A 23,296-nucleotide genomic window follows, 5' to 3' on the forward strand; every position below is an offset into this window, starting at 1 on the left:
ACCAGTCTGCCCAATTACGCGAACCAGACCGGAGACTTGTCGAGTTCGTTCTCGGGGCACACCTACCTGCAGTTGCGCCAACAGGCCTCCCAATCGCTTTCCGACCTGATGGCTTACGTCCCCTTGAGCACGGGAGGCGAAATCGCCCTGCGCTACGGCGCCCAGCCTGAGACGGCCCAGGTGATGATGGTGAGCGGAAACTTCTTCAGCGGACTGGGCGTGACAACCGTGCGGGGACGGGCCTTGAACATCGAGGATGAAAACAGCCGCGCCCCCGTTGCGGTCCTCAATCATGCCTTCTGGACCCGCCGCTTCGCCCGCGATCCGTCGGTGCTGGGCGAGTCTATTTTCATCAAGGGCGTGCCTTTTACCATCGTCGGGATAGCGCCGCCCGGCTTCGACGGGGTGGTGCAACGCTCTCAGACCGACGTTTGGATCCCTTTGCAGACCCGCCCCGAGCTGGGTCCATGGGGACATCAGGTGCAGGGTCCCCAGTTCGTATATGACACTCCCAACTGGTGGTTCCTCATGCTGATCGGACGGCTGGCTCCCGAGACCACCCGCGAGCAGGCGCTGGCCCGTTTGCAGCCTATCTTCTACAACACCGTCTACGCCGAAACCGAACCTCAGGAAAACGAGACGATTCCCCAGCTTTACTTCGAGTCGGTACGGGGAATGCAGGGGTTGACCGCCGCCGTCAGCCATCCCATGACGCTTCTCATGGCCATGGTGCTGCTGGTGCTGGTGATCGCCTGCGGCAACATCATCATGCTCCTGATGGCCCGCAATGCCGCCCGCCGGCGTGAATTCGGCCTCCGTCTGGCACTGGGCGCGGGACGCTCCCACCTCTTCAGCCAGTTGCTGACGGAAAGCCTGCTGCTGGTCTTCGCCGGAGGCCTGTTGGGATGGTTTTTCGCCTCCTGGGCCACCCGCCTGCTGGCGTCCTGGGCCGAGATTGAAACAGGGCTGGCGCCCGACGGCACCGTCCTGGGGTTCTCCTTCGCGGTATGCCTTCTGGTGGCCCTGGCCTTTGGGCTGATCCCGCTGCGGGCCGCCGCCCGGGTGCCGGCCAGCCAGGCCTTGAGGGCTTCCAGCGCCACCTCCAACCAGGAGCGCTCGCGCTTTTGGGGCGGACGCGCCGTCGTGGCCTTGCAGATGGCCCTGTGCATCTGCCTGCTGGTGGGAGCCGGACTGCTGGTGCGCAGCCTGGTCAACCTGCAGAGCGTCGATCTGGGCATCGACGCTTCCCGATTGCTGGTCTTCGGAATCGATCCCCAACGCGACAGCGACACTGAAACATCTGCCTTTTACAGCCGGCTCTTCGACGAGCTTCGCGCCCTGCCCGGGGTGGAGTCTGTGACCGTGATGGGCAACCGGCTGGGGTCGGGCTGGAGCAATAACCACAGCGTCTTTGTCGACGGCGTGCAGGCCACCGACGCCCAAGGCCGCAGCGTGCTGCGCTGGAACGTCGTCGGCCCCGACTACTTTCGGACCTTGGGAGTGCCCATCCTGCAGGGCCGCGACCTGAAAGATTCCGACACTTTGGAGACCTCCCGCGTGCTGGTCGTCAACCGGACCTTTGTCGAAACCTATGTGCCACAGGGCGATCCCCTGGGCCGCAACGTGGGCTTGTCAAGCCCCGAGCACTCCTTCTCGATCGTGGGGGTGGCGCAGGACAGCAAGTACACGGGTGTGAGGGAAACGCCCCGCCCCATGGCCTACATCAGCTACCGGCAACTGCCGGGGATCAAGAAGCTGCATGTCGAGCTGCGGACGCGCCGCGATCCCCAGGCCCTGCTTCCCGAGGTGCGCAGGGTGGTCAACCGCATCGATCCCGAGCTTCCCTTGACGGATCCCATGACCCAGGAAGCCCAGTTCGAGCAGAGCTACTCCGATGCCACCGTCTTGGCCAGCCTGGCGCTCTTCTTCGGTGCGCTGGCGGCGCTTCTCGTGGCCGTAGGCCTCTATGGGACGCTGGCCTACCGGGTGGCCCGCCGCACCACCGAAATAGGGGTGCGCATGGCTCTGGGAGCGCGCCGCGACCAGGTACTATGGATGATGCTGGGCGAGAGCCTCAAAGTTTGTCTGGCCGGCGCCCTGCTGGGCCTCCCTCTGGCCTACGCCGCCGGCCGCCTTCTCGAGTCGGCCCTGTTCGGAATCCAGCCTGGCGATCCGCTGACCTTTGCGGCTGCTGCCGCGGGGGTGGTGATCGTGACCCTGTTGGCCAGCTTCGTCCCGGCCCGGCGGGCTTCCTCCGTCGACCCCCTGGTGGCCATGCGCTACCAGTGATTGGGCCCGTGCCGTCGGCGTGTCCTTGTGCTAGACTACCTTACGGGTTTCAGCCTCTATAAAGGTCCGGGCTGGACCCCGCCCCTGTTCAGTCGTCTCTCTGACGGTTGCACGGAAGGATTTCTCCTGACGCAGGCGGTGCAGCGACATATGAGCCAGGAATGTGGAGGTCCAGAATGAGAATTCTTCTGTATACGCCGGACAATCAGGTGACACGCAATTACATGCCCCACCTCTGGATGTTCGTCCTGCAAGCGCTCACTCCGCCCGAGCATCAAGTCTTTCTCATCGACGGCAACGCTCAACCCATGAGCGAGGACGAAATAGGCGACTTCGTGCGCCGCAACGAGATCCAGTTGGCCGGCATCGGGGCCATGACCCGGACTGCTGCCAAGGCCTACCGCATGGCCGACGCCATTCGCGAGGCCGGCGCCCTGGTCATCATGGGCGGCCCGCACGTCACCGAGGTGCCGGGTGAAGCCATCGGACGCGAGGACGAACCCCGCCACGCAGACGCCGTGGCGCTGGGCGAAATCGACGACATTTGGCCGCAGATCCTGCAGGACGCCGAGCAGGGCAACATGCAGGACATCTACCAGGCGCTGGACTCCGAGGGCCGGGAGATCAAGCCCTCGCTGGAGGATTACGCCCGCATCCCCTGGGAGAGCATGGACCTGAAGCAGTTCGACCTGATCCGCAAGATCCCGGGCTGGGGACGCTACCTGATGAAAAAGGCCGGGGTCAAGGACTGGAACACCTTCTACGTGCTGCCCATCGAGTCGGGCCGAGGCTGTCCCTACGGATGCGATTTCTGCACCGTCACCGGCTTCTTCGGCAAGTCCATCCGCTTTCGCAGCAACGACAGCGTGGTGGAGGAACTGCTGCGGCTCAAAGCCCGGGCCGCCCAGGAGGGAGGAAAGGTCGGCGTCTTCTTCATCGACGACAACTTCGCCATCAACAAGAAGAGGACCAAGTCACTCTTGCGTGCCATGATCGCCCGCGATGCCTGCGTGCCCTGGGTGGCTCAGATCAGCATGAATCTTCTGCGCGACGAAGAACTGGTCGACTTGATCGCTGAAAGCGGAGGAGTGTGGATCTTCATGGGGCTGGAGTCGATCGATCCCGCCAACTTGAAGGACGTCAACAAGGGCTTCAACAAGCCGGCCCAGTACCAGGAAGTCCTGGACCGCCTGGCCGATCGCGGCATTTACGCCATCACTTCATTCATCTTCGGCATGGACGAAGACCAGCCCGGCGTTGCCAGGAACACCTTGAACGCCATCGGCTCGTGGCCTCCCGGTCTGCCGGTCTTCGGACTGCTGACCCCCTACCCGGCCACTCCGCTTTACGACCGGCTGCTGTCTCAGGAAAGGCTGACCCGCCCCAAGCATTGGCTCGACTTCCGTCCCTTCCGCATGGCCTTCACGCCGAAGAACTTGAGCGTCGAAGAGGCCGAGGCCGAAGTGATGGAGGCCTGGCAAGGCTGCTACGACGCCGAAGCCATCGCTGGCGCCCTCAGGAAAATCGAGGGACGTCCGTTTAAAGAGCGGGCGGTGCTGTTCTTCACCCGCCTGGCTTTCCGCGGAATCTATTTTCCCCAGATGACTTCGTTTCAGTGGGCTTCACTGCTCTTCGAGAACCGCCGCAGCCTCTTCAAACTTATGCGCGAAGCTTTCGCCGCCCACCGGGCCAGACGGGGCGCAGCCAGAATTACATAGCGACCTGGGAATGCTTCCGGGCCGGAACTACTCCTGCTTGGGGCGGTTCACGCCCTGGGTCAGCCAGGGGCGGCGGTCGAAGTAGCTGCGGGTGGTCTTGGCCACCACGCCCGCGAGCAGAAGCAGCGAAATCAGGTTGGGGATGGTGACGATGCTCAAGGCCACGTCGCCGAAGTCCCAGATCACGTTGAGCGAGGCCACCGCTCCCATCAAGTGAAAGCCGATGAAAACGCATTTGAAGGGGATGATGGCGGCGGGGCCGAAGATATAATTGGCGCAGCGGTCTCCGTAGTAGCTCCAGGAAATGGCGGTGGAGACGGCGAAGAGGGCCACGCAGAGAAGCACGATGTAGCGTCCCGCGTCGCTTCCCAGTCCGCGCGAGAAGGCATGGGCGGTCAGCGGGGCGCCGGTGTCGACGGCGGGACCGTAGAGGAAGAAGTGCTCCTGGCCCTGGTCGTCCACGGCTTTTCCTTCCCGGGCCAGGATGCGTCCGCTGAAGGGCTGGGTCTGGGCCTCGTCGACGTAAAAGCGTTCCACCGCCACGTCGTGCCAGGCGAACTCGGCGTGATCATCCTCGTAGACGGGCACACTGTCGACCACGATGATGGCTTGGGGCGGATCAACATTGATCGGTTCGCGAAAATCATTGTAGAGAATATAAGTGGCGTCTCCCGAAGCCAAGTCCATGGTGGTGGGGTGGGTGTCGCTCCAGACGCCTGTGGTCAGCAACACCAGTCCCGTCAGCGTGCAGATGACCAGGGTGTCGATGAAGGGCTCAAGGAGCGCCACCACGCCCTCCGACACCGGTTCCTCGGTCTGGGCGGCCGAATGGGCGATGGGGGCCGATCCCTGTCCGGCTTCGTTGGAGAACAGCCCGCGCTTGACCCCCCACAGGATGGTGGTGAGGAAAACGCCCGCTCCCGTGCCGGCCACGCCGGCCGTGGGATTAAAGGCTTCAGTGAAGATTGTGGAGAGAGTGGGCAGAACCTCGCCAGCGTTAAAAAAGAGGATGACCAAGGCGCCCAAAACGTAGATGGCGGCCATCAAGGGGGCCAGAATGGAAGTGACGCGCCCGATGCGCCGGATGCCGCCGAAAATGACGATGGCAATGAAGGTCGAGGTGGTTAGTCCCACGATCCAGGGGTTAATGCCGAACTCGGAGGAGAACATGTCCGAGATGGTATTGGCCTGGATGGCATTGCCGGTCAGAAAGCTGGTCAGCATCAAACCGAAGGCGAAGAGTATCGCCATCGGCTTGGCCACGACCGACAGCACCTTCCAGTGCTCGCGAATTCCGTACTCGATGGAATACATGGGCCCGCCCGAGACGGTTCCCATCCAGGTCCTCGTCTCGTCCCTGGCCTCCACCTTGCGGTACTTGAGCGCCAGGGTGACCTCCGAGTATTTGACGGCCATGCCGAAGAAAGCCGTCATCCACATCCAGAAGAGCGCTCCAGGGCCCCCCCAGTGGATGGCGGTAGCCACACCCGCGATGTTGCCGATTCCCACCGTGGCCGACAGGGCCGTCGTAAGGGCCTGGAAATGAGTGACGTCGCCCGGGTCTTCGGGGTTGTCGAAACGTCCGGTGGCCACCTCCACGCCGTGTTTGAAGCGCCGCAACTGAATGAACCCCAGCCGCAAGGTTAGGAATAGGCCGGTACCCAGAAGGGTGACGATGATCAGCTCTTCGGGAACGATGTAGCTGGTGATGAAATCGGTCAGCGTTTGGATGATGTACTCGACGGTTTCCATGGCCCTCTCTTACCTGCTGGTTTGTTCCTTGTCAGCGGTTGTCGGCTGGGGGGAGGCGGCCCGCCGGGAGGAGGCGCTCCGCTCCCCGCGGGGCTCGCCCGAGCCCTTCAGTATGTAGGTCGGTTTGTCTTGTGCTTCATGATAGATGCGCACGATCAGTTCGGCGATCAGTCCGATGAGAATAAGCTGCAGTCCGGCGATGAAGAGAAAGAAGGCGATCAGCAGCAGCGGATTGCGGTGGGCTTTGACGCCTTCGAAGTATTTCTGATAAAGCACCAGGAAGCTGAGCAGACTTCCGCCCACCCAGGTCAGCATCCCCAGTCCGCCGAAGAGATACATGGGCTTGGTGGAGTACTTGCCCAGAAACTTGATGGTGATCAGGTCGAGCAGCACTTTGAAGGTGCGCAGCAGTCCGTACTTGGAGGTTCCGTGGCGGCGGGGGTGATGGCGTACGGGGATCTCGGTGACGCGGGCGCCCGCCCAAGTGGCGAAGATGGGGATAAAGCGGTGCATCTCGCCGTAGAGCCTGATGTGGCGGACGATGTCGCGCCGATAAGCCTTCAGCGTGCAGCCATAATCGTGCAGCTCGACGCCGCTGATGCGGCTGATGAGGGCGTTGGCCAGACGCGAAGGCAGCACCCGCGTGAGGTAGGTGTCCTGACGGTCCTTGCGCCAGCAACTGACGACGTCGAAGCCCAGCTCCAGCGTGCGCAGGATCTGGGGGATGTCGGCCGGGTCGTTCTGCAGGTCGGCGTCCATGGGGATGACGACCTGGCCTCGGGCATGGCGGAACCCGGCGTCGATCGCCGCCGTCTGGCCGAAGTTGCGCACGAACTCCAGAACCCGCACGGTGGGATCGCTCTCTTCGATCTCGAGCAGCAATTGGGCGCTGCCGTCGCTGCTGCCGTCGTCGATAAAGAGGATCTCGTAACTCTTGCCCAGGGGATCCAGGGCTGACTTGAGGCGCCGGAAGAGCGGTCCCAGATTCTCGCGCTCGTTGAAGACGGGAATGACGACCGATATTTCCAGCAAAAGTTAATCGCCCCTTTGATTCGTTACCAGATACACCGGTCGCGTCCAGGGAGTGGATTCGTCCTTATCGCTGCTCAGTACCCGGCTCAGATTTCGCGCGGTAGTATACAACTTCGGCTGCACATCCACAATTTGCAGTTGTCCCCCGCTCAATTCCTGCAAGGTATGAAAATCGCCCTCCTGCATGATCAGGTAGAGGGGACGGTCGGCACGGAAAAGTTGCAGCGCCTCCTGCGGATCATAGACCTCCAGGATGGGATGGTCGAGGTAGTAGGCCATGCTGGGCGAAGTCAGACGGTAGTATCCGGCCCGATAGTCGATGGGAGGACTGCCCGGCGCTGCCCGCTCGATGCTGCGGCACAGCGGACGCACCGGTTTATAGCGCTCCAGGGGTTCCAGATAGGCCAGGAAGGCCAGCGAATAAAAGGCCGACATGGCAAGGACGGCCCAGCGCCCGCGTCCTGCCAGCAGCAGCAGCGCCGCCATTGTCAGCAGGGCGGGCGGGGCCAGCCCCAGCAGCAACTCGTCGCCCAGCAGGATGCTCCAGGAGAGGATGCCGAAGCCCGCCGCGCCCAGCAGCAGGGGGATGGGGGCCAGCAGGCGGGAGGGCCAGTCGATCCCCCGTTCGATGAAGACTCCAACCATGATTGCGGCGGCGGGATAGAGGGGCAGGATGTAGTACTCCTGCTTGTTGTGGGAGAGGGAGAAAATGACGAAATAAACCGCCGCCCAAAGTCCCAGGAGCAGGTAGGGCCGGCACTCTTGGCCAAAGGCCGGCTCGCCCTTGGCGCGATGGGTCTTCCAGGCGGCCAGGAGGGCAAAAGGGAAGGCGAAGGACCAGGGCGAGAACTCGGTGATGAAGACGGTCACGTAATAGAAGGGTCCCCGGTCAGGACCGAAATCGAGGTGGGAAAAGCGTCCCAGGTTCTCGGCCAGGAAGAAGTCGATGACCGGCTGCCATCCTTGCTGCCAGGCCAGCAGGAGGAACCAGGAGGCGCTGATGGCCGTGAATAAGAGCCCTCCGCTCAGCAGAGGGGCCTTCCACAGGTCGTCGAGGCGCCGAGAGATGAGCAGGTAGAGTCCGAAGGCCGCAGTCGGCAGCAGCGCCACCGGGCCCTTGGCCAGCATGCCAAGCCCCAGAAAGGCGCACAGGTAGAGGAAGTCCCTGCGCTTATGCGAACGAAGCCAGTTCACGAAAAACCACAGCGCGGCCAGCAGACAGAAAAGCAGCAGCACGTCGATGAGCAGCCGGCGCGAGATGATCAGGAATCGAAAAGTGGTGGCGAATACCCCCGCCCCCCACAGCCCCGCCACGGGATTGAAAAGCCGTCTGCCCAGGGCGTAGACGATCAGCACCGAAGCAGCCGCCAGCAGGGCTATGACCATGCGCTGGGCCACAACCGAGACTCCGAAGATCTTGTAGACCACCAGCACCAACCAGTAAGACAGGGGGGGCTTGTTCAGGCGCGTTTCCCCGTTGAAGTAGGGGACGATCCACTCCCCCCGTTCCAGCATCTCCTGGGGGGTGCGCACGTAAAAGGCCTCGTTGGCGTCCCAGATGGAGGAGGTGTCCAGGGAAAGAAAAAGCGGCAGGCAGAAGAAAGCCAGCAGCCAGCCGCGGTATTGGTCCAGCTTCAGGTTCATGCCGACTCGCGGATCGCCTCAGCCACCTGATCCATGAACTCCGGGTCCAAATCGCGGCCATAGAAACGTTTGACCAGCGCGACTTTCTTGTCCGCTTCGGACCATTCAGAGGGGAGACTCGACAGCACGATTCGCCGGGCCGTATCGAACATCTCGGCAGCCATCGCCACCCGCTGCTGCGGCGTCCGGGTCATCAGCACTTCGTGGAACTGGCGCCGCATTTCAGGAGAGGTGTCATTCATGGCTCAGTTCGTCCGGCAATTCATGGACCGAGAGCTCCTTAGCCCACTGGCGCAAATAGTCGAAATCCAGATCGCGAACCGATTCTAGCAGGTTTCGAATATCCCGCTTCTGAAGCTCGGAATCTCCTTGTTTGGCCCATACGAGTTTAGAGAGAAGGAGATCTTCCGGGCTGTCAACCACATCCCCTGGAACCGCCAATTGGTCATTCATGACGACTCTCAGAAGAGCGTCTGCTGGAGGGTGTCGATGACTTCTTCGGCGTGGTGTTTGCGGGAGCGGCCGGAGAGGTCCATGTCTTTGCGCTCAAGCTTGGTGAGGACTTCGCGGGCGCGCTCCAGCACCGCTTGTGGCAGGCCGGCCAGGCGCGCCACCTCGATTCCGTAGCTCTTGTTGGCCACCCCCTCCATGACCCGGTGGAAGAAGATGATGTCGCCTCCCGACTCCTTGACGGTGAGGCAGTAGTTCTTGACGCCCGGATAGAGCTTCTCCAGCTTGGTGACCTCGTGGTAGTGGGTGGCGAAGAGGGTGCGGGCGCGCCGGGCGCCTTCGGTGGTCAGATACTCGGCCACGCTCCAGGCAATGGAGAGGCCGTCGAAGGTGGCCGTGCCCCGGCCCACCTCGTCGAGGAGGATGAGGCTCCTGGGGCTGGCGGTATTGAGGATGTTGGCGGTCTCGATCATCTCGACCATGAAGGTGGAGCGTCCGCGGGCCAGGTTGTCGCTGGCTCCCACCCGCGTGTAAATGCGGTCGACCAGTCCCACCCGGGCGCTTTCGGCAGGCACGAAGGAGCCCATTTGAGCCAGGATGACGATGAGAGCGTTCTGACGCAGGTAGGTGGACTTTCCGCCCATGTTGGGGCCGGTGAGGATGAGCAGTTGGTTCTCTTCGTTGTCGCAGCGCAGGTCGTTGGGGACGAAGGGCTCGTTGCCTTGCAGCTCCAGCACCGGATGTCTCCCCGCCTGCACCTCCAGCAGGGTCGATTGGTCGAGGCGGGGCCGGGAATAGCCGTAGCGGTTGGCAGCGTCGGCCAGAGCCGCCAGCACGTCCACCCGGGCGATGGTGCGGGCCGCCGACTGGATGCGGCGCGCTTCTTGAGCCACCTGGGACCGTACCTGAAGAAAGAGTTCTCTCTCCAGAGCCAGGATTTTCTCTTCGGCTCCCAGAACCTTCTCTTCGTACTCCTTCAATTCGGGCGTGATGAAGCGCTCGCAGTTGACCAGGGTCTGCTTGCGGATGTAGTGCTCCGGAACGTTGTCGAGGTTGGCCTTGGTGACCTCGATGAAGTAGCCGAAGACCTTGTTGTACTTGACCTTGAGGTTGGAAATCTCGGTGCGCTCCCGCTCCTTGGCCTCCAGTTCGGCGATGAAACCCTTGCCCGAACTCGAGATCCTGCGCAGTTCGTCGAGCTGCTCGTCGAAGCCTTTACGGATGATCTTGCCGTCTGAGATGGAGACCGAGGCTTGATCGTCCACCGCCTTTTCCAACAAGTCCACGACGTCTTCCAGGTGGTCCTGAAAGGGTGAGAGCAGGGAAGCGCTGAACCGCTGCAGCTTCTCGCTCAAGAGGGGCAGCTTGGCCAGCGAGGCCTTGAGAGAAAGCAGATCGCGCGGATTGGCGGTTTCGGTGGTCACGCGCGAGAGCAGGCGCTCCACGTCGTAGACGTCCTTCAGGACGTCGCTCAGTCCGGAGAGTGCTTCGACATTGGCGCGCAGCTCCTGCACCGCGTCCAGGCGGGCGTCGATTTCCTCCAGGCAGAGGCTGGGACGCAGCATCCAGGAGCGCATCAGACGGGCGCCCATTCCGGTTTGGGTGCGGTCGATGACGCTCAGCAGCGTCCACTTGCGTCCGCCGTCGGCGCCTCTGACCAGTTCCAGGTTCTCGACCGTGGACTCGTCCAGCTTGAGGTAGCGGGCCGACTCGAAAAAGCGCATTCCCGTGATGTGCCCCAACGACGACTTGCGGGTTTCACGGATGTAGTGGATGAGCGCTCCCGCCGCCCGCACGGCCAGTTCGGCGCCGCTGATGCCGAAGCCGTCCAGAGTCGAGACCTTGAAATGAGTCAGCAATTGACGCTGGGCGTAATCGAGATTGAAGTGCCAGTCAGCCCGCGGAGTGCGCACCAGGTGTGACGCCGTCTGGGAAGGCAGGGCGGCCATGAGGCGTTCTTCCTGCTCCTCCGCCATCACCAGTTCGCGGGGGCGAAAGTGCATGAATTCGCCCATCGCCTCGCCGATGCTGTCCTGCCCCTGGAACTGACTGACCCAGAACTCGCCGGTGGAAACGTCCAGGAAAGCCGCACCGTAACCGTTCTCCTCCAGGTAAAGAGAGGCCAGGTAGTTGTTCTCCTTGGAGTCCAAAAGGCCTTCTTCTACGGCTGTCCCCGGCGTTACGACCTGGGTGACCTCCCGCTTGACCAGGCCCTTGGCCTGCTTCGGATCCTCCACCTGCTCGCACAGCACCACCTTGAAGCCCTTCTTGACCAACTTGTTGAGGTAGTTGTCCTTGGCGTGGTGAGGAACACCCGCCATGGGGATGGGCTTTCCCTTCTTATCGTTGTTGCGGGAAGTTAAGGTGATCTCTAATTCACGGCTGGCTAAAACCGCGTCATCATAGAACATTTCATAGAAATCACCCATGCGGAAGAAGACCAGCTTGTCGGGATGCTGCTGCTTGACCTCGTGGTACTGGCGCATCATGGGCGTGAGCTGCTGCATGGGTTACTAATGTAGCAAGATAGTCTGTCGCTAGCCGACTGACCGAGGCCCTCCGTCGCTGAAGCTATGGAGGATTGACCCTTGCAGCAAGGGTCAACGTTGGCGGACGGCCGCCAACATGAGGATGCTGGCCAGCAAAGTGAGAGAGGCGGCCAGGACGGTGACGGCAGGGTATCCCCACTCGGCATAGAGGCGTCCGCCCAGGAAGACGGCTGTGGCGATGCCCATTTGGGAGAAGCCGTTGCGCAGGGCGATGAAGGTGCCTCTTCCCTCGGTCTCGGCCAGTTCGGTCTGCAGCGTCTGAAGGGCGGTCTGGCGGAAGGCGATTCCCAGGCCGATGAGAAAGACGGCGGCGAAGAAGCCCCATCCCCAGCCGATGAGGGTCAGGGCCAGCAGCGGCAGGGCCAGAGCGGTATTGGCCACCAGGAAGACGCTCCGCTTGGTGAGGCGGTCGCTGAGCCATCCCGCCAGGGGACTGCCCACCAGGGCGGCGGCTCCGGCGACGGCGAAGATCTGCGAGATCTGCAGGCTGGAGAGGCCGAAGCGGCTGCTCAGATAGGGCGACACATAGGCCAGGAAGCAGACGGTCCCGCCCGAGATGGCGAAGGATACCCAGAGGGCGGCAAGGGTATCGCGTCCAGCCAGGAAGCGGGTGTACTGCCGGGGAGAGAAGGAAACCGAGCGGCCTTCCGACCCACTGCGCTTGTCCGAAGGCAGCAGCCAGGAGGCCATCACCAGCGCTGCGGCTCCGGCGGCGGTTGCCAAAAAGACGCTGCGCCATCCGACCGAATCGGCCAGCGCGGCACCGGCGGGAATGCCCAGGATAGTGGCGGCGAAGTAGGAGGACAGCACGATTCCCATGATGCGTCCGCGCGACTGATAGGGAAATTGGTCGCCGATGTAGCTGGCCGTGCAGGTGGAGAGAAGTCCCGCCGCCAGTCCGGTGAGGGCGCGCAGTCCCAGCAGGGGGAGAAAACCGGGGGTGAGGTAGGAAAGCAGAGCCGAGAGCAGAAAGATGCCCAGTCCCAGGCGGAAGAAGAGCACCCGTCCGTAGCGGTCGGTGAAAGGGCCTAAGAAAATGCTGAAAACGGCCGCCGCAAGAGCGTATCCGCTGATCAAGAGTCCCAAGGTGCTGACCGTAACGGCCAGGTCTTCTTCCATCAGCGGCAGCAGGGGCAGCAGCATCTGGTTGTCGACGGTGGCCAGGAAGAGTATCAGGAAGAGGATCAGCACCCTGAGCACAAGCTTCATGTCAGGAAGTTCCTCATGGCCGGGCGCCCTGCGGAGTCTGTCCGATCTCAGCGTCGGAAGGCCGCACGTAAAGAGCCTGCAGGGACTCGGGCGCGCTGGTGCGTCCCCTGGTGTAACGGAAGTAGCCTAACTGGCAGAGGCTTTCCACGATTTGGTTGTCTCCCGCCAACACCTGGTCGCCGGGACGCTCGGCCTCGATGGTGGAGCGGTAGAATTCAGCCCCGTCACCCACCAGGAGGCAGCGCTCCTCGGGCAGCTTTTTGAGCCATCGGGCGGGAGCGTCGACGCTGGGGGGAAGGACTTCTTCGGTGTCCAGTCCCGGTATCCGATAGGCGGCGCCGAAGACCTGCTGACGGCGGGCGTCGATCCAGGGAACGATGAGGCGGTCGCTCCAGCGGTAGCGGTAGGCCAGCGCTTCCAGGGTCGAGATCCCGACCAGCGGTTTTTCCAGCGATTGAGCCAGGGCCTTGGCGGTGGCCATTCCGATGCGGATTCCGGTAAAGGACCCTGGTCCCAGCGCAACCGCGAGGGCATCCAGTTGGTGGGGGCGCAAGCCGTGTGCGTCCAGCACGTTCTCAATCCAGGGGATGACCCTCTCCGAGTAGCGCATGGGCGTCTTGCACATCCACACGGATACCACCTCGGCATTGCGGCTGAGTGCCACTCCGCCGCTGTTGGTGGCCGTGTCGAGGCTGAGCAGGTACATGAAGGGCCGCTCGTGAAGGGGTTTAGAGCCGGCGACGGCTGGACCGGCGGCCGACCAGTTCGATCTCTTTCTCGTAGCGCTCGCCCTCGCGGATGTAGACGATGGTCACCTTGTCGCCGGGCCGCTTATTGTTGAGGACGCTGTTGAGCAGCTTTTCAGAGGAGATGACGGTGCCGTCGATGGAGTAGAGCACGTCTCCCCCGATGATGAGCCGGTAGCGCCTGCGCCAGGTGACCCGGCGGTCTCCGCCTTTGAGTCCGGCTTGATCCAAGGTGCTGCCTTCCTCGATGCGCTCGATGAGCAGTCCTTCCTCCACGGGCAGACGCAGGTCGCGGGCCAGGGGGCGACTGAGGGCGATGCCGTGGACGCCCAGCCAGGGACGCTGCACCTCGCCCTTCTCGATCAGGTCGGGAAGGTTGCGCTTGATGGTGTCGACGGGGACGGCGAAACTGATGCCGGCGCTGTCTCCGCTGCGCGAGTATATGAGGGTGTTGACGCCCACCACCTGTCCCGCGGTATTGAGAAGCGGGCCGCCGCTGTTGCCGGGATTAATGGCGGTATCGGTCTGAATGATGTCGTCGATGATGGTGTTCTCGGTCTCGATGCGCCGTCCCACCGAGGAGATGACTCCCGTGGTCAGGGTCGAGGTCAGTCCGAAGGGATTGCCGATTGCCAGCACCTTCTGTCCCACCACCAACCCCTCGCTCCTCCCCAGCGGGACGGGGTGCAGTTTCTCCTGGGGGGCCTCGATGCGCAATACGGCCAAGTCGTTGAGCGGATCGACGCCGATCACCTCGGCCTCGTACTTGCTTTCGTCGAAGAGGGTGACGTCGAGCCCTTCGGCGCCCTCGATGACATGGTAGTTGGTGACGATGTGGCCTTTGCCGTCGACCACGAATCCGCTGCCTACGCCCTGGCGGGCCAGGGGACGCAGGAAGAAGTTGTACTCGATCGAGGTGCTGACGATATTGACGACGCCCTGACGGGTGTCCTCGAACACCCGGACATTGATGCGCTCGTCCTCGCTGAGGGGCACATCGGGTGCGGCGGGGGCCTCGGAAGTCCAGGCCCCCGAAACGCCGGCTTCGGCCTGGGGAGGCGAGGGCCAGCGCAGGGCGAAGATCACCAGCACGCTGGAAATGAGGCTGCTGATCAGTACGATCTTCCAGAAATCGGCACGGCTCATGGCGTTATTGTACACGGACAGAGGGGCCGGGAAGTTCCTTCAAGCAGACCGCGGATGAGCAATCGAGCCCCGGGCGGGGCTCAGAAGGGGATGTCGTCGTCCTTGATGCCGACTTCCATCGAGTCGCTGTTCTCTCCGCCCATCTGCTCTTCGCGGGGACCGCTTCCTCCGCCCGAGCCGGGACTGCCCAGCATCTTCATTTCGTTGGCTACGATTTCGGTGGTGCGGCGGGTGTTGCCGTCCTTGTCGGTCCACTCGCGGGTCTGGATGCGGCCCTCGATGTAGACCTGGCGTCCCTTGCTCAGGTACTGATTGCAGATTTCGGCCAGCTTGCTCCAGGTGACGATGTTGTGCCACTCGGTGCGCTCCTGCCGGTTGCCGCTGCGGTCTTGGTAGTTCTCGGTGGTGGCGACGGAAAAATTGCACACCGGCGTGCCCGATTGGGTGTAGCGCATCTCCGGATCGCGTCCCAGATTGCCGACTAGAATAGCTTTATTAATCATGTCGTGGCTCCTGCCGTTAGTGGATCTTGGTTGCACGCCGGCGTCAAGGGCAGCCCTTCCCGTCGCGGCGCTCTTCAAGATACCGCCCGAGGGTGACAGCAGCCAAGAGCGGGGCAGGTCAGGGGGTGTCCTCGTCGAGGGCGACGCCCAGGCGTTCCAGTTCGTTCCTGGCCAGAGACGCTTCGGCGCTCTCGGGATGCAGCTTGATGAGTTCCTGAAAGGTCTCGATGGCCTCCTGGCGGCGTCCCATCTGCGACTGGCAGACGCCCTTCTTGTAGCGGGCCGGCACCAGCTTGTCGCCTCCGGGATAGAGGTTGATGACCTCGTCGAAGGCTTGCACGGCCACCGCGCAACGTCCCTGCTCCATCTGGCTCACGCCCAGGTAGTAGGCGGCATTGTCGGAGTACTCGCTGTCTGGAAACTGGGTCAGGAAATCGCGGAAGGCGGCAATGGCCAGCTCGTAGTTGCCCATGATGTAGTCGTTGTAGGCGGCTCCGTAGACCCGGTCGGGTTCGGCCGCACCCCCGATGTCGGGGGTGGCGTTGCGCACCGACTGGATCTTCATCTGGCTTTCCTCGAGTTTGTGCTGCAGGGCGGCGATGCGGTTGTTGGTGTCGTCGAGCTTGACCACCAGGCGCTGAAAGGACTCGCGCCACTCGGCCGACTGCTCCTGCTGCTCTTTGGCTCGATCGCGCATGGCCTGGGCCATGGTCTTGATGGAAGCATCGAGTTGAGCGGTCCGGTCGTTGAGCTGCTCCAACAAGTCCTGGGTCGAGCCTTGGGTGCGGTCTTGATTGTCGACCAGGGTGCGGATCAGGTTCTGCAGTTGAATGACGTCGTTCTGCAGGCGGATCAGTTCCTCCTTGGTGCCGGCCGCTCCATTGGCGGCCAGCAGCAGGAAGATGAGGGCGGCGGCGGTGAACAATTTTTTCATTTCATCACCTCGTGATGTGCAGGCGCCCCTGAAGTTGCCGTCTCCCGCTTAACGGCGGGATGTGCTGAAGTGGGCGCGGCGGTTCTGCCTCCAGGCCGATTCGTCGTGTCCCTGGGCGAAGGGGCGCTCTTCTCCATAAGAAATCGTCGACATGCGGCCGGCGGCCACGCCGAGGGAAACCAGGTAGTCCCTGGCGGCTTGGGCGCGTCGCTCTCCCAGAGCCAGATTGTACTCTTCGCTGCCCCGCTCGTCGCAGTGGCCTTCGATGACGAAGTTGGCTTCGGGATACTCGCGGAAGATTCTGGCATTGGCCTGCAAGGTCTCCTCAGCCTGAGCCGTCAACTGGGCCTTGTCGTAGGCGAAAAAGACTGGCTTGACGCGACCCGCCCTGATGGCCTCCTCAAGCAGGGTCTCGTCGCTGCTGGTCATCACCGGTTCGGGATCGACCACGGTGACGCGGGCCGAGGACGTGGCTTCGCCCCCGGGGCCCTTGGCGGTGGCGGTGTAGGTGGTGGACTCGCGCACCGTGACCACCAGCGAACCGTTCATCTGCACGTTGCCGATGCCGTTGCTGATAATCACCGAATCCGCCTCCGAAGAGGTCCATTTCAAGGTCACCTGACCTCCCCGCTCCACGCTGGAGGGATCGGCATTGAGGTCGATGCTGGGGCGGTCAGGTGCGGGAGTCGGTTCGGGTTCGTCCCGCATGGGACGGTCGGTCGGCGGCTCCGGGGCCATCCTCTCTTTCGGCCCACAGCCCGCCAGGACCAGCACTGAAATCAAGAACGTCGCAGTGAAAATCCAAGTCATTCCACGTTTCATCTGAAGCACTCCTCCCAAGCCGCCCCCCTCCCAGAGAACCGCTTTTACCATTTTTTGAACCGCAGCAGGCCCGGAAAGCCTAGCGCTCCAGGCTTCTGTAGCCCGACCATGCGGGATTTTCGTTTATACCATACGCCGTGATCTGCTTTAAGTTCTCTCCGTCGGCGTTCACGATAAAGATCTGCTTAGTGCCGGTGCGGGTGCTTTGGAAGACGAGATGGCGCCCGTCGGGCGACCAGTGGGGATTCTCGGCGCTGCCCCGTCCGCTGGTGACCTGGCGGACCACTCCGGTGCCCACGTCGATAATGAAGATGTCGTGCTTCCACTGGTTGGGGGCCTGCCATGAATAGGCGATGAAGCGGCCGTCGGGCGACCAGTCGGGACTGTCGCAGTGCCCGTCTTCGGTGGTCAGGCGGCGCAGGTTGGATCCGTCCGAGTCCATCATCCAGATCTGGGGCGTCCCGCTGCGGTCGGAGACGAAGGCCAGTTGCCGCCCCGTAGGCGACCAGGTGGGGGCCGTGTCGATGGACGGGTGGTTGCTCAGGTTGCTGAGGCGCGATCCGTCCGGGGGCGAAACGAAGATGTCGGGATCGGACTTGTTGGCGGCCCGGGCCGAAAAGGCTATCCGCGATCCGTCGGGCGAGAAGGAAGGCGAGGAGACGTATGAAGTGGGCACGCGCAGGACGCTCCGTCCGGATGCTCCCTCCAGGTCCTGCACCCATAGTTCCCAGCGGCCCGAGCCGGGCAGGTTGGTGACGAAGGCCAGGAACTGGTTCTCGTTGGACCAGTCGGGGAATTTGTTGATGCCCTCGTTGGCCGTGACCGTGCGCTCGTTGAAGCCGTCGTAATCGACGATGTAGATCTCTTTGCTGCCGCCCTTTTCCGAGGTGAAGGCGATCTGGGTTTGGGCCACCCCCCGCGACGCACCGGCGGTGAGGTTGAAGACCACGTTGTCGGCGAAGGCGTGGGCGCTGCGCCTGATCTGCTCGGTCTGGGTGAGGCGATAGCGCTGTCCCAGGATCTGCTCCTGGGTCTTGGCGTCGAAGAGAAAGGCCTCCAGCACGGTTCCGCCCACGTCCACCTGGATGTTTCCGAAAGCCAGGTAGTCGACGTCCAGCGTGGGCACCCGCCAGTCCTCGAAGTTGACGTCGTTGACGGTGCGGATGGGACGCAGCGGGTAGAAGCTCTTGGAGGGCATCTTGAAAACGGCCGAGAACTTCAAGTCTTCCCACAGCACCCGGTTGAACTCCTCAGCCGCCTCCTCGGTGGCGCGGTTGGCCGAGGTGCGGGCCACGAAATCGGCCACAGCCACGGTCGAAGTGGCGGTCGCGTCGGGGCGGATGGTCGTCTGCTGCCCCTCCTGCCGGTTCGGTTGCTGCTGCGCCCAAAGCAGGGCGGGGAAGAGCATCAAACATGCCGTCAATAAAACCTTTTTCATAAGGCGGTTGGTCCTTTCACAATGCTCTCATGCAAGGCGTTCCTTCAGCGGGGAGGATAATTGAATTCGGATCGGAAGCGTATCGAACGCCCCCGGAATTCAACCGGCAGCGGAGGCAGCGGATCGGAGGCCCTCACGGCCCGTTCGGCCGCCACGTCGACGGTACGGATGCCGCTGCTGCGCTCCATCTCGATGTCGCCGATGCGTCCGCTGCGGTCGACCGTGAAAAGAATGACCGTCTGCACGGGACGGCCCAGATCTCCTAAAGAAGTGCGCAGCCAGTTGGAGCCCACTCTCTGCTCCACCAGGCGGACGTAAAAAGAACTGATGCCCGGGCCGGTGTTGCGTCCTTCGCCAACCTCGACGCCCACCCCGCTGCCCAGTCCGCCGCCGCGTCCCGGCGACATGGTGCCCGCTCCCCCCGTGCCGGGATCAGGTTGGCGGACGATATCCCCGGGTTTGGCCTCGGGAGGCTCGGGCGGATTGACGGGTGGCCGGTCCTCGGGAAGCTGGGGGCGCTTTTCCTCTTTTTTCTCAGGCTGCGGCTTTTCCACGAATTCGTCGCTCTTGGGAGGTTCAGGGGGCGGCGTGGGCTTCTTTTCAGGTTCGGGGGGCACGGATTTGGGCGTCGGCGTCAGGGTGGGCTTGACGGTGCCGAATCCTCCGTCCTCCAGTTCGGTGGCCAATTGCACCGGAATCACGGCGTCGCCGCTTCCGCCCCCAGGACCCGACCCCAGATCGATGATGACGCCTTGAGGCAAGAGCACGCCCACCAGCAGCAGGATTCCCAACAGAGCCACGTGCCCCAGCACCGAATAGAGCAGGGGACGGCTCATCTTCTCGTCCTTGACGTGGGAACTCAACAACTGGTGTTTCATGGCCTTCTCCCTCTCGGGCGCCTGTCCTCTCGGGCCGCATCTAGAGCATAACGCATCGGCATCGCCTTCAGGGCTCCTGGGGACGGGCCAGGGGTTTGGTCACCAGGTTGACCCGCGTGAATCCGGCCTGCCTGATCTGATCCACTACGGCCACGATGGTCTTCCAGGACACGTCTTCGTCGGCTTGCAGGAAGACCGGCTCTTCAGGGTCGTTCAAGTCAGCTTGCAGCCGTTCCGGCAAGGCATTGAAGTTGATGGGGCTGGAGCGATAGAAAAGACGCTCGTCGCGGCTGATGGTAATGACGGCCTGCTGCTCGGGATTGCGGGCCTCGGTCTGAGTGGTCCGGGGCAGGTTGACCTCGATGCCCGTCTGCAGGATGGGGGCGGTCACCATGAAGATGATCAGCAGCACCAGCATCACGTCCACCAGCGGAGTCACGTTGATCTCCGACATGGAGGGGCGGGTCTGGGTCGACTGAGGTTTGAAGGCCATCGACGTCCCCTCCTAGAGCAGGCTGCTTTCCACCGTGTTGAGGACTTCGGCCGAGAAATCGTCCATTTCGGCCCCGAAGACCTTCAGCCGCTGTATGAAGTGATTGTAGAAGATGACCGCCGGGATGGCTGCGAACAGTCCGGCCGCGGTGGCCACCAGCGCCTCTGAAATGCCGGGGGCCACGGCCTGGATGGTGGTAGCCGAGCCTTGCCCCAGTCCCTGGAAGGCGTTGATGATGCCAATGACGGTGCCGAAGAGTCCGATGAAGGGCGTCACCGAGCCGGTCGTGGCCAGCCAGTCCAGCGAACGCTCCAGTACCGTCATTTCGTTTTGTGCCGATTTGTCCAGAGCCCTTTGCAGGCTGTCCAGGCTGCGTAAGGCGGTGGCCGTCGAGGGATGCTCTTTCTCGCCTTGCTTTGAAGCGCTCAACTGACGGTGCAGTTCCTGGTATCCGGTCTTGTACATGCCGGCCAGCGGAGACATGGTATAGCGCTCGCATTCCTGGTAGATCTCGGAAAGGCTGGCTTTCTTCTTAAAGACCTCGTAAAAGTCCTGAGACTCTGATTCGACCTGTCCGTAAAAGCGCCATTTCTTGACGATGATGGCCCAGGAAAGGACCGAGAAAAAGACTAGAATCAAGAGCACCAGCAGCGCGATGGGTCCGCTGTTGGCGATCAGTTGCCAGAAGCTGCCGAAGCCCTGAGCCAAAACCGAGTCGATGTGCAAAATCCTGCCTCCTTGCCCTCCATAGCTTCAGCGACGGAGGGTCCGCCCCAAGCTACATCGGCGATCCTGAAGAACCGCTGCTCCACCTCCAACACTCTACCAATTTCGCCTGACTCACGTCTTGCAGCCCATCGCCCCACCCTCCTCTCTGCGGATGTGCCGCGAGAGGGGATGCTGCTATGCTGATAGCGTCTCTGTACTTGGAGACGCTACGCGACAAGGAGGCAGACACCAGGCCCTATGCTGAAGTTCCTGTCCATCGAAAATTTCGCCCTCATCGACAGCCTTCAGGTCGAGTTCCAGGAAGGCCTCAATCTGGTCACGGGCGAAACCGGTTCGGGCAAGTCGATCCTGGTGGACGCCGTGGGCCTGGCCGCCGGCGGACGCGCCACTCAGGAGATGGTGCGTCAAGGCTTCGACAAAGCCCAGGTAGAAGGCCTCTTCGAACTGGACGCGGACCATCCCGTCCGCAAGCAACTGGAGGAGGCGGGCGTGGAGGCCGGGGACGGCCAGCTCATTGTCCGCCGGGAGATCTCGCTGAGCGGCGCCAACAAGGTCTTCATCAACGGGCGCTTGTCCACCGCCGGACTGCTCAGCGAATTGGGAAGCTGGCTGGTCGACATCCACGGCCAGCACGATCAGCAGCACCTGCTTCAGCCTTCCAACCACCTTGAGTTTCTGGATGCCTTCGGCGAGCACGACGCTGCCCTGAGAGAGGTGTCCGGCCTCTACCAGGAGTGGAAGGAGATCAAAGACAAGATCCGCACTCTGCGCGAAGGCGAACAGGAACGCCTGCAACGGCTCGACACGCTGCGCTTTCAGGCTCAGGAGCTGGAGAAGCTCGACCTGAGTCCGGGTCTGGTGGAAGAGCTGAAGGACGAGCGGCGCCTGCTTTCCACCGCCGAGAAACGTCTCTCCAATTCCATAGAAGCCTTTCAGATCCTCTACGAGCAGGACTCCTCGGCCATGGAACTGCTGGGACGCGCCTCGCGCAACTTGCAGGAGTTGGCCGAAATCGACGAAAGCCTGAAGGAGTCGGCGGCCAAGCTCGATGAACTGCGCTTCCAGATGGAAGAGGTGTCCTTCGGTCTGCGAGACTATTCCGACGGCATCCATTTCAACCCCGAGCGCCAGGAGGCCGTTGAGCAGCGCCTGGCCGAGCTGCAGCGGGCCATGCGCAAGTACGGAAAGAACGTCGAGGAGTTGATCGACTACGCCCAAGGCATCGGGCCAGAGATGGAAGAGCTGGAAAACAGCGAGGAGCGCGCCGAGCAGTTGGAGGCCCAAGAAAAGGAGCTGGCCGATGAGTTCATGAAAGCGTCCCAGGCGCTTTCCCAACGGCGCAAACGGGCTGCCAAGAAGCTGTCCAAGGCGGTGGAGAAGGAACTGGCCGAACTGGCCATGAAGAAGACGGTCTTCGAAGTCGACATCGAGAGCGGCGGCCAGTGGGCCGGTCCGCGCGGGGTCGACCGGGTGGAGTTTCTAATCAGCCCCAACCCCGGCGAGGAACCGCGTCCACTGGCCAAGATCGCCTCGGGCGGGGAGCTGTCGCGCATTATCCTGGCCCTCAAGTCGGTGCTGACCTTGGAGCCCTACGCCAAGACCCTGGTTTTCGACGAGGTCGACTCGGGGGTGGGCGGACGCGTGGCCTCCAGCATCGGCGACAAGCTGGCCCGGCTGGGACGTCATCACCAGGTCTTCTGCGTGACCCATCTCCCCCAGGTGGCTTGCTATGCAGCCCGTCACTTGCTGGTGGGCAAGCAGACCCGCCAGGGACGCACCACCTTGCACATCGAAGTCCTCGATGCTTCCCAGCGGGTGGAAGAGCTGTCGCGCATGCTGGCCGGCGAAACCGTCACCGAAGCCACCCGCCAGCACGCCCGCGAACTGCTGCAGCGGGCCGACAGCGAGAAGACTGAGACGGGAGTGGGGTGACGCCTTGCTGGGACGCCTTCTCATCCTCTTCATTCTCATTCCCGCCGTCGAGCTGATGCTGCTGGTGGAGATCGGCAGGCGCATCGGCACCCTGGCCACCATTGGTCTCATCGTCTTTACGGGAATGCTGGGCGCCTTCCTGGCCCGCCGCCAGGGGCTCAAGGTGTGGAGGCAACTGCAGTCCGAGCTGTCTCAGGGACGTCCGCCTGCTGCTACTTTGGTGGAAGGGGTGCTGATCCTGGTGGCGGGGGCTGTCTTGATGACGCCGGGAGTGCTGACCGACGCTTTCGGCTTCCTGCTCTTGATCCCGCCCTGCCGCCGCGTCCTGCGCAAGTGGCTTTTCGCCTGGTTCGCCAACTCGGTCAAGAAGGGCCGCACCCACGTCTTCGTGCGCTTCCCGGGCTCCGGACGCCCCTCGCCTCCCCCGGGCCAGGGTCCTATCTACGACGTCGACCAGGACGACGTCGAATACGAATCCGACCCCGATCCCGACCCCCGCCACCTCAACGAGGGCTAAGCGCCCGTCGCCTTTGCGACCTCCAGGCCAAAGAATTTTCGCTCGGAACGCAAATTCTGGGAACGATCCCGCAGCAGCTTGCGTCTACACAGACAATCCTACCTGCATAGGACATCTCTAGCGAGCACGGGGAGCGGGCAACCGCTCCCCCATTTTTTGCAGTTTTCTCGATTGGCTGCCAGCATTGGCCATCTCCAGCAAGCACAGGGAAGCGGGCAGCCGCTCTCCCAGTCTATTGGACACAGCATCATGCCCCCATCCTGGTGGGAGGCGCATCCTTGCGGCGATGGAGGGATAGCCTCATCCTTGCCGTCACGGCGCACGTCAGCAACTTCGGGAAACTTGGCTCCTTTGCAGCCTAATGTCAGGCCGCGGGCCAATCTGAATGGTTGATGCCGCAGCCCGCCGATTGGTCCGACAGCGGGCGGGTGAGCGTTGCGAGTACTGCCGACTTCATCCGCGGCTGAGTCAACTTCCATTTCTCCGGCAGGGTGGGGGACTATTCCTGGGTGCTC

Annotated in this window: 20 protein-coding genes; 4 read left to right on the plus strand and 16 right to left on the minus strand. The window is 62.6% G+C overall.

Translation table 11 applies throughout. The annotated features are described in order from the left end of the window. Both VLU25_02220 and VLU25_02225 read left to right on the plus strand, forming a co-directional pair. Positions 1 to 2,289: ABC transporter permease (locus VLU25_02220; protein HSR66730.1), on the plus strand; the 2,289-nt coding region annotated here is incomplete at its 5' end. 176 nt (positions 2,290 to 2,465) lie between these two features. Then, positions 2,466 to 4,007, plus strand: coding sequence for a radical SAM protein (locus VLU25_02225; protein ID HSR66731.1), 1,542 nt, complete (start codon positions 2,466 to 2,468; stop codon positions 4,005 to 4,007). 27 nt (positions 4,008 to 4,034) lie between these two features. Here VLU25_02225 and VLU25_02230 read toward each other — a convergent pair whose 3' ends face one another. From VLU25_02230 to VLU25_02305, 16 genes are all read right to left on the minus strand, one after another. Further along, positions 4,035 to 5,759 (minus strand): sodium:alanine symporter family protein, encoded by a 1,725-nt coding sequence (locus VLU25_02230; protein HSR66732.1) that lies wholly within the window; start codon positions 5,757 to 5,759, stop codon positions 4,035 to 4,037. A gap of 9 nt (positions 5,760 to 5,768) precedes the next feature. Further along, positions 5,769 to 6,788, minus strand: coding sequence for a glycosyltransferase family 2 protein (locus VLU25_02235; GenBank protein HSR66733.1), 1,020 nt, complete (start codon positions 6,786 to 6,788; stop codon positions 5,769 to 5,771). A 6-nt stretch (positions 6,789 to 6,794) separates the two neighbouring features. After that, the gene (locus VLU25_02240; GenBank protein HSR66734.1) at positions 6,795 to 8,435 is read right to left on the minus strand and encodes a glycosyltransferase family 39 protein; all 1,641 of its coding nucleotides are present in this window, start codon (positions 8,433 to 8,435) and stop codon (positions 6,795 to 6,797) included. Next, positions 8,432 to 8,677: a hypothetical protein gene (locus VLU25_02245; GenBank protein ID HSR66735.1), complete on the minus strand. Its 246-nt coding sequence runs from the start codon at positions 8,675 to 8,677 to the stop codon at positions 8,432 to 8,434. The genes VLU25_02240 and VLU25_02245 overlap by 4 nt, the downstream gene beginning before the upstream one ends. Beyond that, on the minus strand, positions 8,670 to 8,888 hold the full coding sequence (locus VLU25_02250; GenBank protein ID HSR66736.1) for a hypothetical protein: 219 nt from the start codon (positions 8,886 to 8,888) through the stop codon (positions 8,670 to 8,672). Before VLU25_02250 ends, VLU25_02245 begins: the two co-directional genes overlap by 8 nt. Before the next feature lie 8 nt (positions 8,889 to 8,896). After that, the gene (mutS, locus tag VLU25_02255; protein HSR66737.1) at positions 8,897 to 11,392 is read right to left on the minus strand and encodes a DNA mismatch repair protein MutS; all 2,496 of its coding nucleotides are present in this window, start codon (positions 11,390 to 11,392) and stop codon (positions 8,897 to 8,899) included. A gap of 93 nt (positions 11,393 to 11,485) precedes the next feature. Next, positions 11,486 to 12,643 carry an MFS transporter gene (locus VLU25_02260; protein ID HSR66738.1) on the minus strand — a complete coding sequence of 386 codons (1,158 nt, stop codon included), beginning with the start codon at positions 12,641 to 12,643 and terminating at the stop codon, positions 11,486 to 11,488. A 13-nt stretch (positions 12,644 to 12,656) separates the two neighbouring features. Further along, positions 12,657 to 13,349, minus strand: a complete 693-nt coding sequence (gene tsaB, locus VLU25_02265; protein ID HSR66739.1) for a tRNA (adenosine(37)-N6)-threonylcarbamoyltransferase complex dimerization subunit type 1 TsaB — start codon at positions 13,347 to 13,349, stop codon at positions 12,657 to 12,659. Between the two features lie 22 nt (positions 13,350 to 13,371). Continuing rightward, the gene (locus tag VLU25_02270) at positions 13,372 to 14,535 is read right to left on the minus strand and encodes a trypsin-like peptidase domain-containing protein (GenBank protein ID HSR66740.1); all 1,164 of its coding nucleotides are present in this window, start codon (positions 14,533 to 14,535) and stop codon (positions 13,372 to 13,374) included. 80 nt (positions 14,536 to 14,615) lie between these two features. Further along, positions 14,616 to 15,038 (minus strand): single-stranded DNA-binding protein, encoded by a 423-nt coding sequence (locus VLU25_02275; GenBank protein HSR66741.1) that lies wholly within the window; start codon positions 15,036 to 15,038, stop codon positions 14,616 to 14,618. Between the two features lie 118 nt (positions 15,039 to 15,156). Continuing rightward, entirely contained in the window at positions 15,157 to 15,972 is an 816-nt protein-coding gene (locus VLU25_02280; protein ID HSR66742.1) for a tetratricopeptide repeat protein, read from the minus strand. Positions 15,973 to 16,020: 48 nt separating this feature from the next. After that, positions 16,021 to 16,794: a peptidoglycan-associated lipoprotein Pal gene (gene pal, locus VLU25_02285; protein HSR66743.1), complete on the minus strand. Its 774-nt coding sequence runs from the start codon at positions 16,792 to 16,794 to the stop codon at positions 16,021 to 16,023. Between the two features lie 79 nt (positions 16,795 to 16,873). After that, positions 16,874 to 18,232: a hypothetical protein gene (locus VLU25_02290; GenBank protein ID HSR66744.1), complete on the minus strand. Its 1,359-nt coding sequence runs from the start codon at positions 18,230 to 18,232 to the stop codon at positions 16,874 to 16,876. Between the two features lie 44 nt (positions 18,233 to 18,276). After that, positions 18,277 to 19,110, minus strand: coding sequence for an energy transducer TonB (locus VLU25_02295; GenBank protein ID HSR66745.1), 834 nt, complete (start codon positions 19,108 to 19,110; stop codon positions 18,277 to 18,279). Between the two features lie 67 nt (positions 19,111 to 19,177). Next, positions 19,178 to 19,603: a biopolymer transporter ExbD gene (locus tag VLU25_02300; protein HSR66746.1), complete on the minus strand. Its 426-nt coding sequence runs from the start codon at positions 19,601 to 19,603 to the stop codon at positions 19,178 to 19,180. Between the two features lie 12 nt (positions 19,604 to 19,615). Then, positions 19,616 to 20,329: a MotA/TolQ/ExbB proton channel family protein gene (locus VLU25_02305; GenBank protein ID HSR66747.1), complete on the minus strand. Its 714-nt coding sequence runs from the start codon at positions 20,327 to 20,329 to the stop codon at positions 19,616 to 19,618. A 240-nt stretch (positions 20,330 to 20,569) separates the two neighbouring features. On the opposite strand from VLU25_02305, the gene recN reads away from it, so the two are divergent. Both recN and VLU25_02315 read left to right on the plus strand, forming a co-directional pair. Next, complete coding sequence (gene recN / locus VLU25_02310; GenBank protein HSR66748.1) at positions 20,570 to 22,264, plus strand: DNA repair protein RecN; 1,695 nt, start codon at positions 20,570 to 20,572, stop codon at positions 22,262 to 22,264. A 4-nt stretch (positions 22,265 to 22,268) separates the two neighbouring features. Then, positions 22,269 to 22,781 carry an FxsA family protein gene (locus VLU25_02315; GenBank protein HSR66749.1) on the plus strand — a complete coding sequence of 171 codons (513 nt, stop codon included), beginning with the start codon at positions 22,269 to 22,271 and terminating at the stop codon, positions 22,779 to 22,781. The last annotated feature ends 515 nt before the right edge of the window (positions 22,782 to 23,296 follow it).

It is taken from the genome of Acidobacteriota bacterium, from assembly GCA_035471785.1.
Classification (GTDB): Bacteria; Acidobacteriota; UBA6911; order RPQK01; family DATIPO01; genus JANQFM01.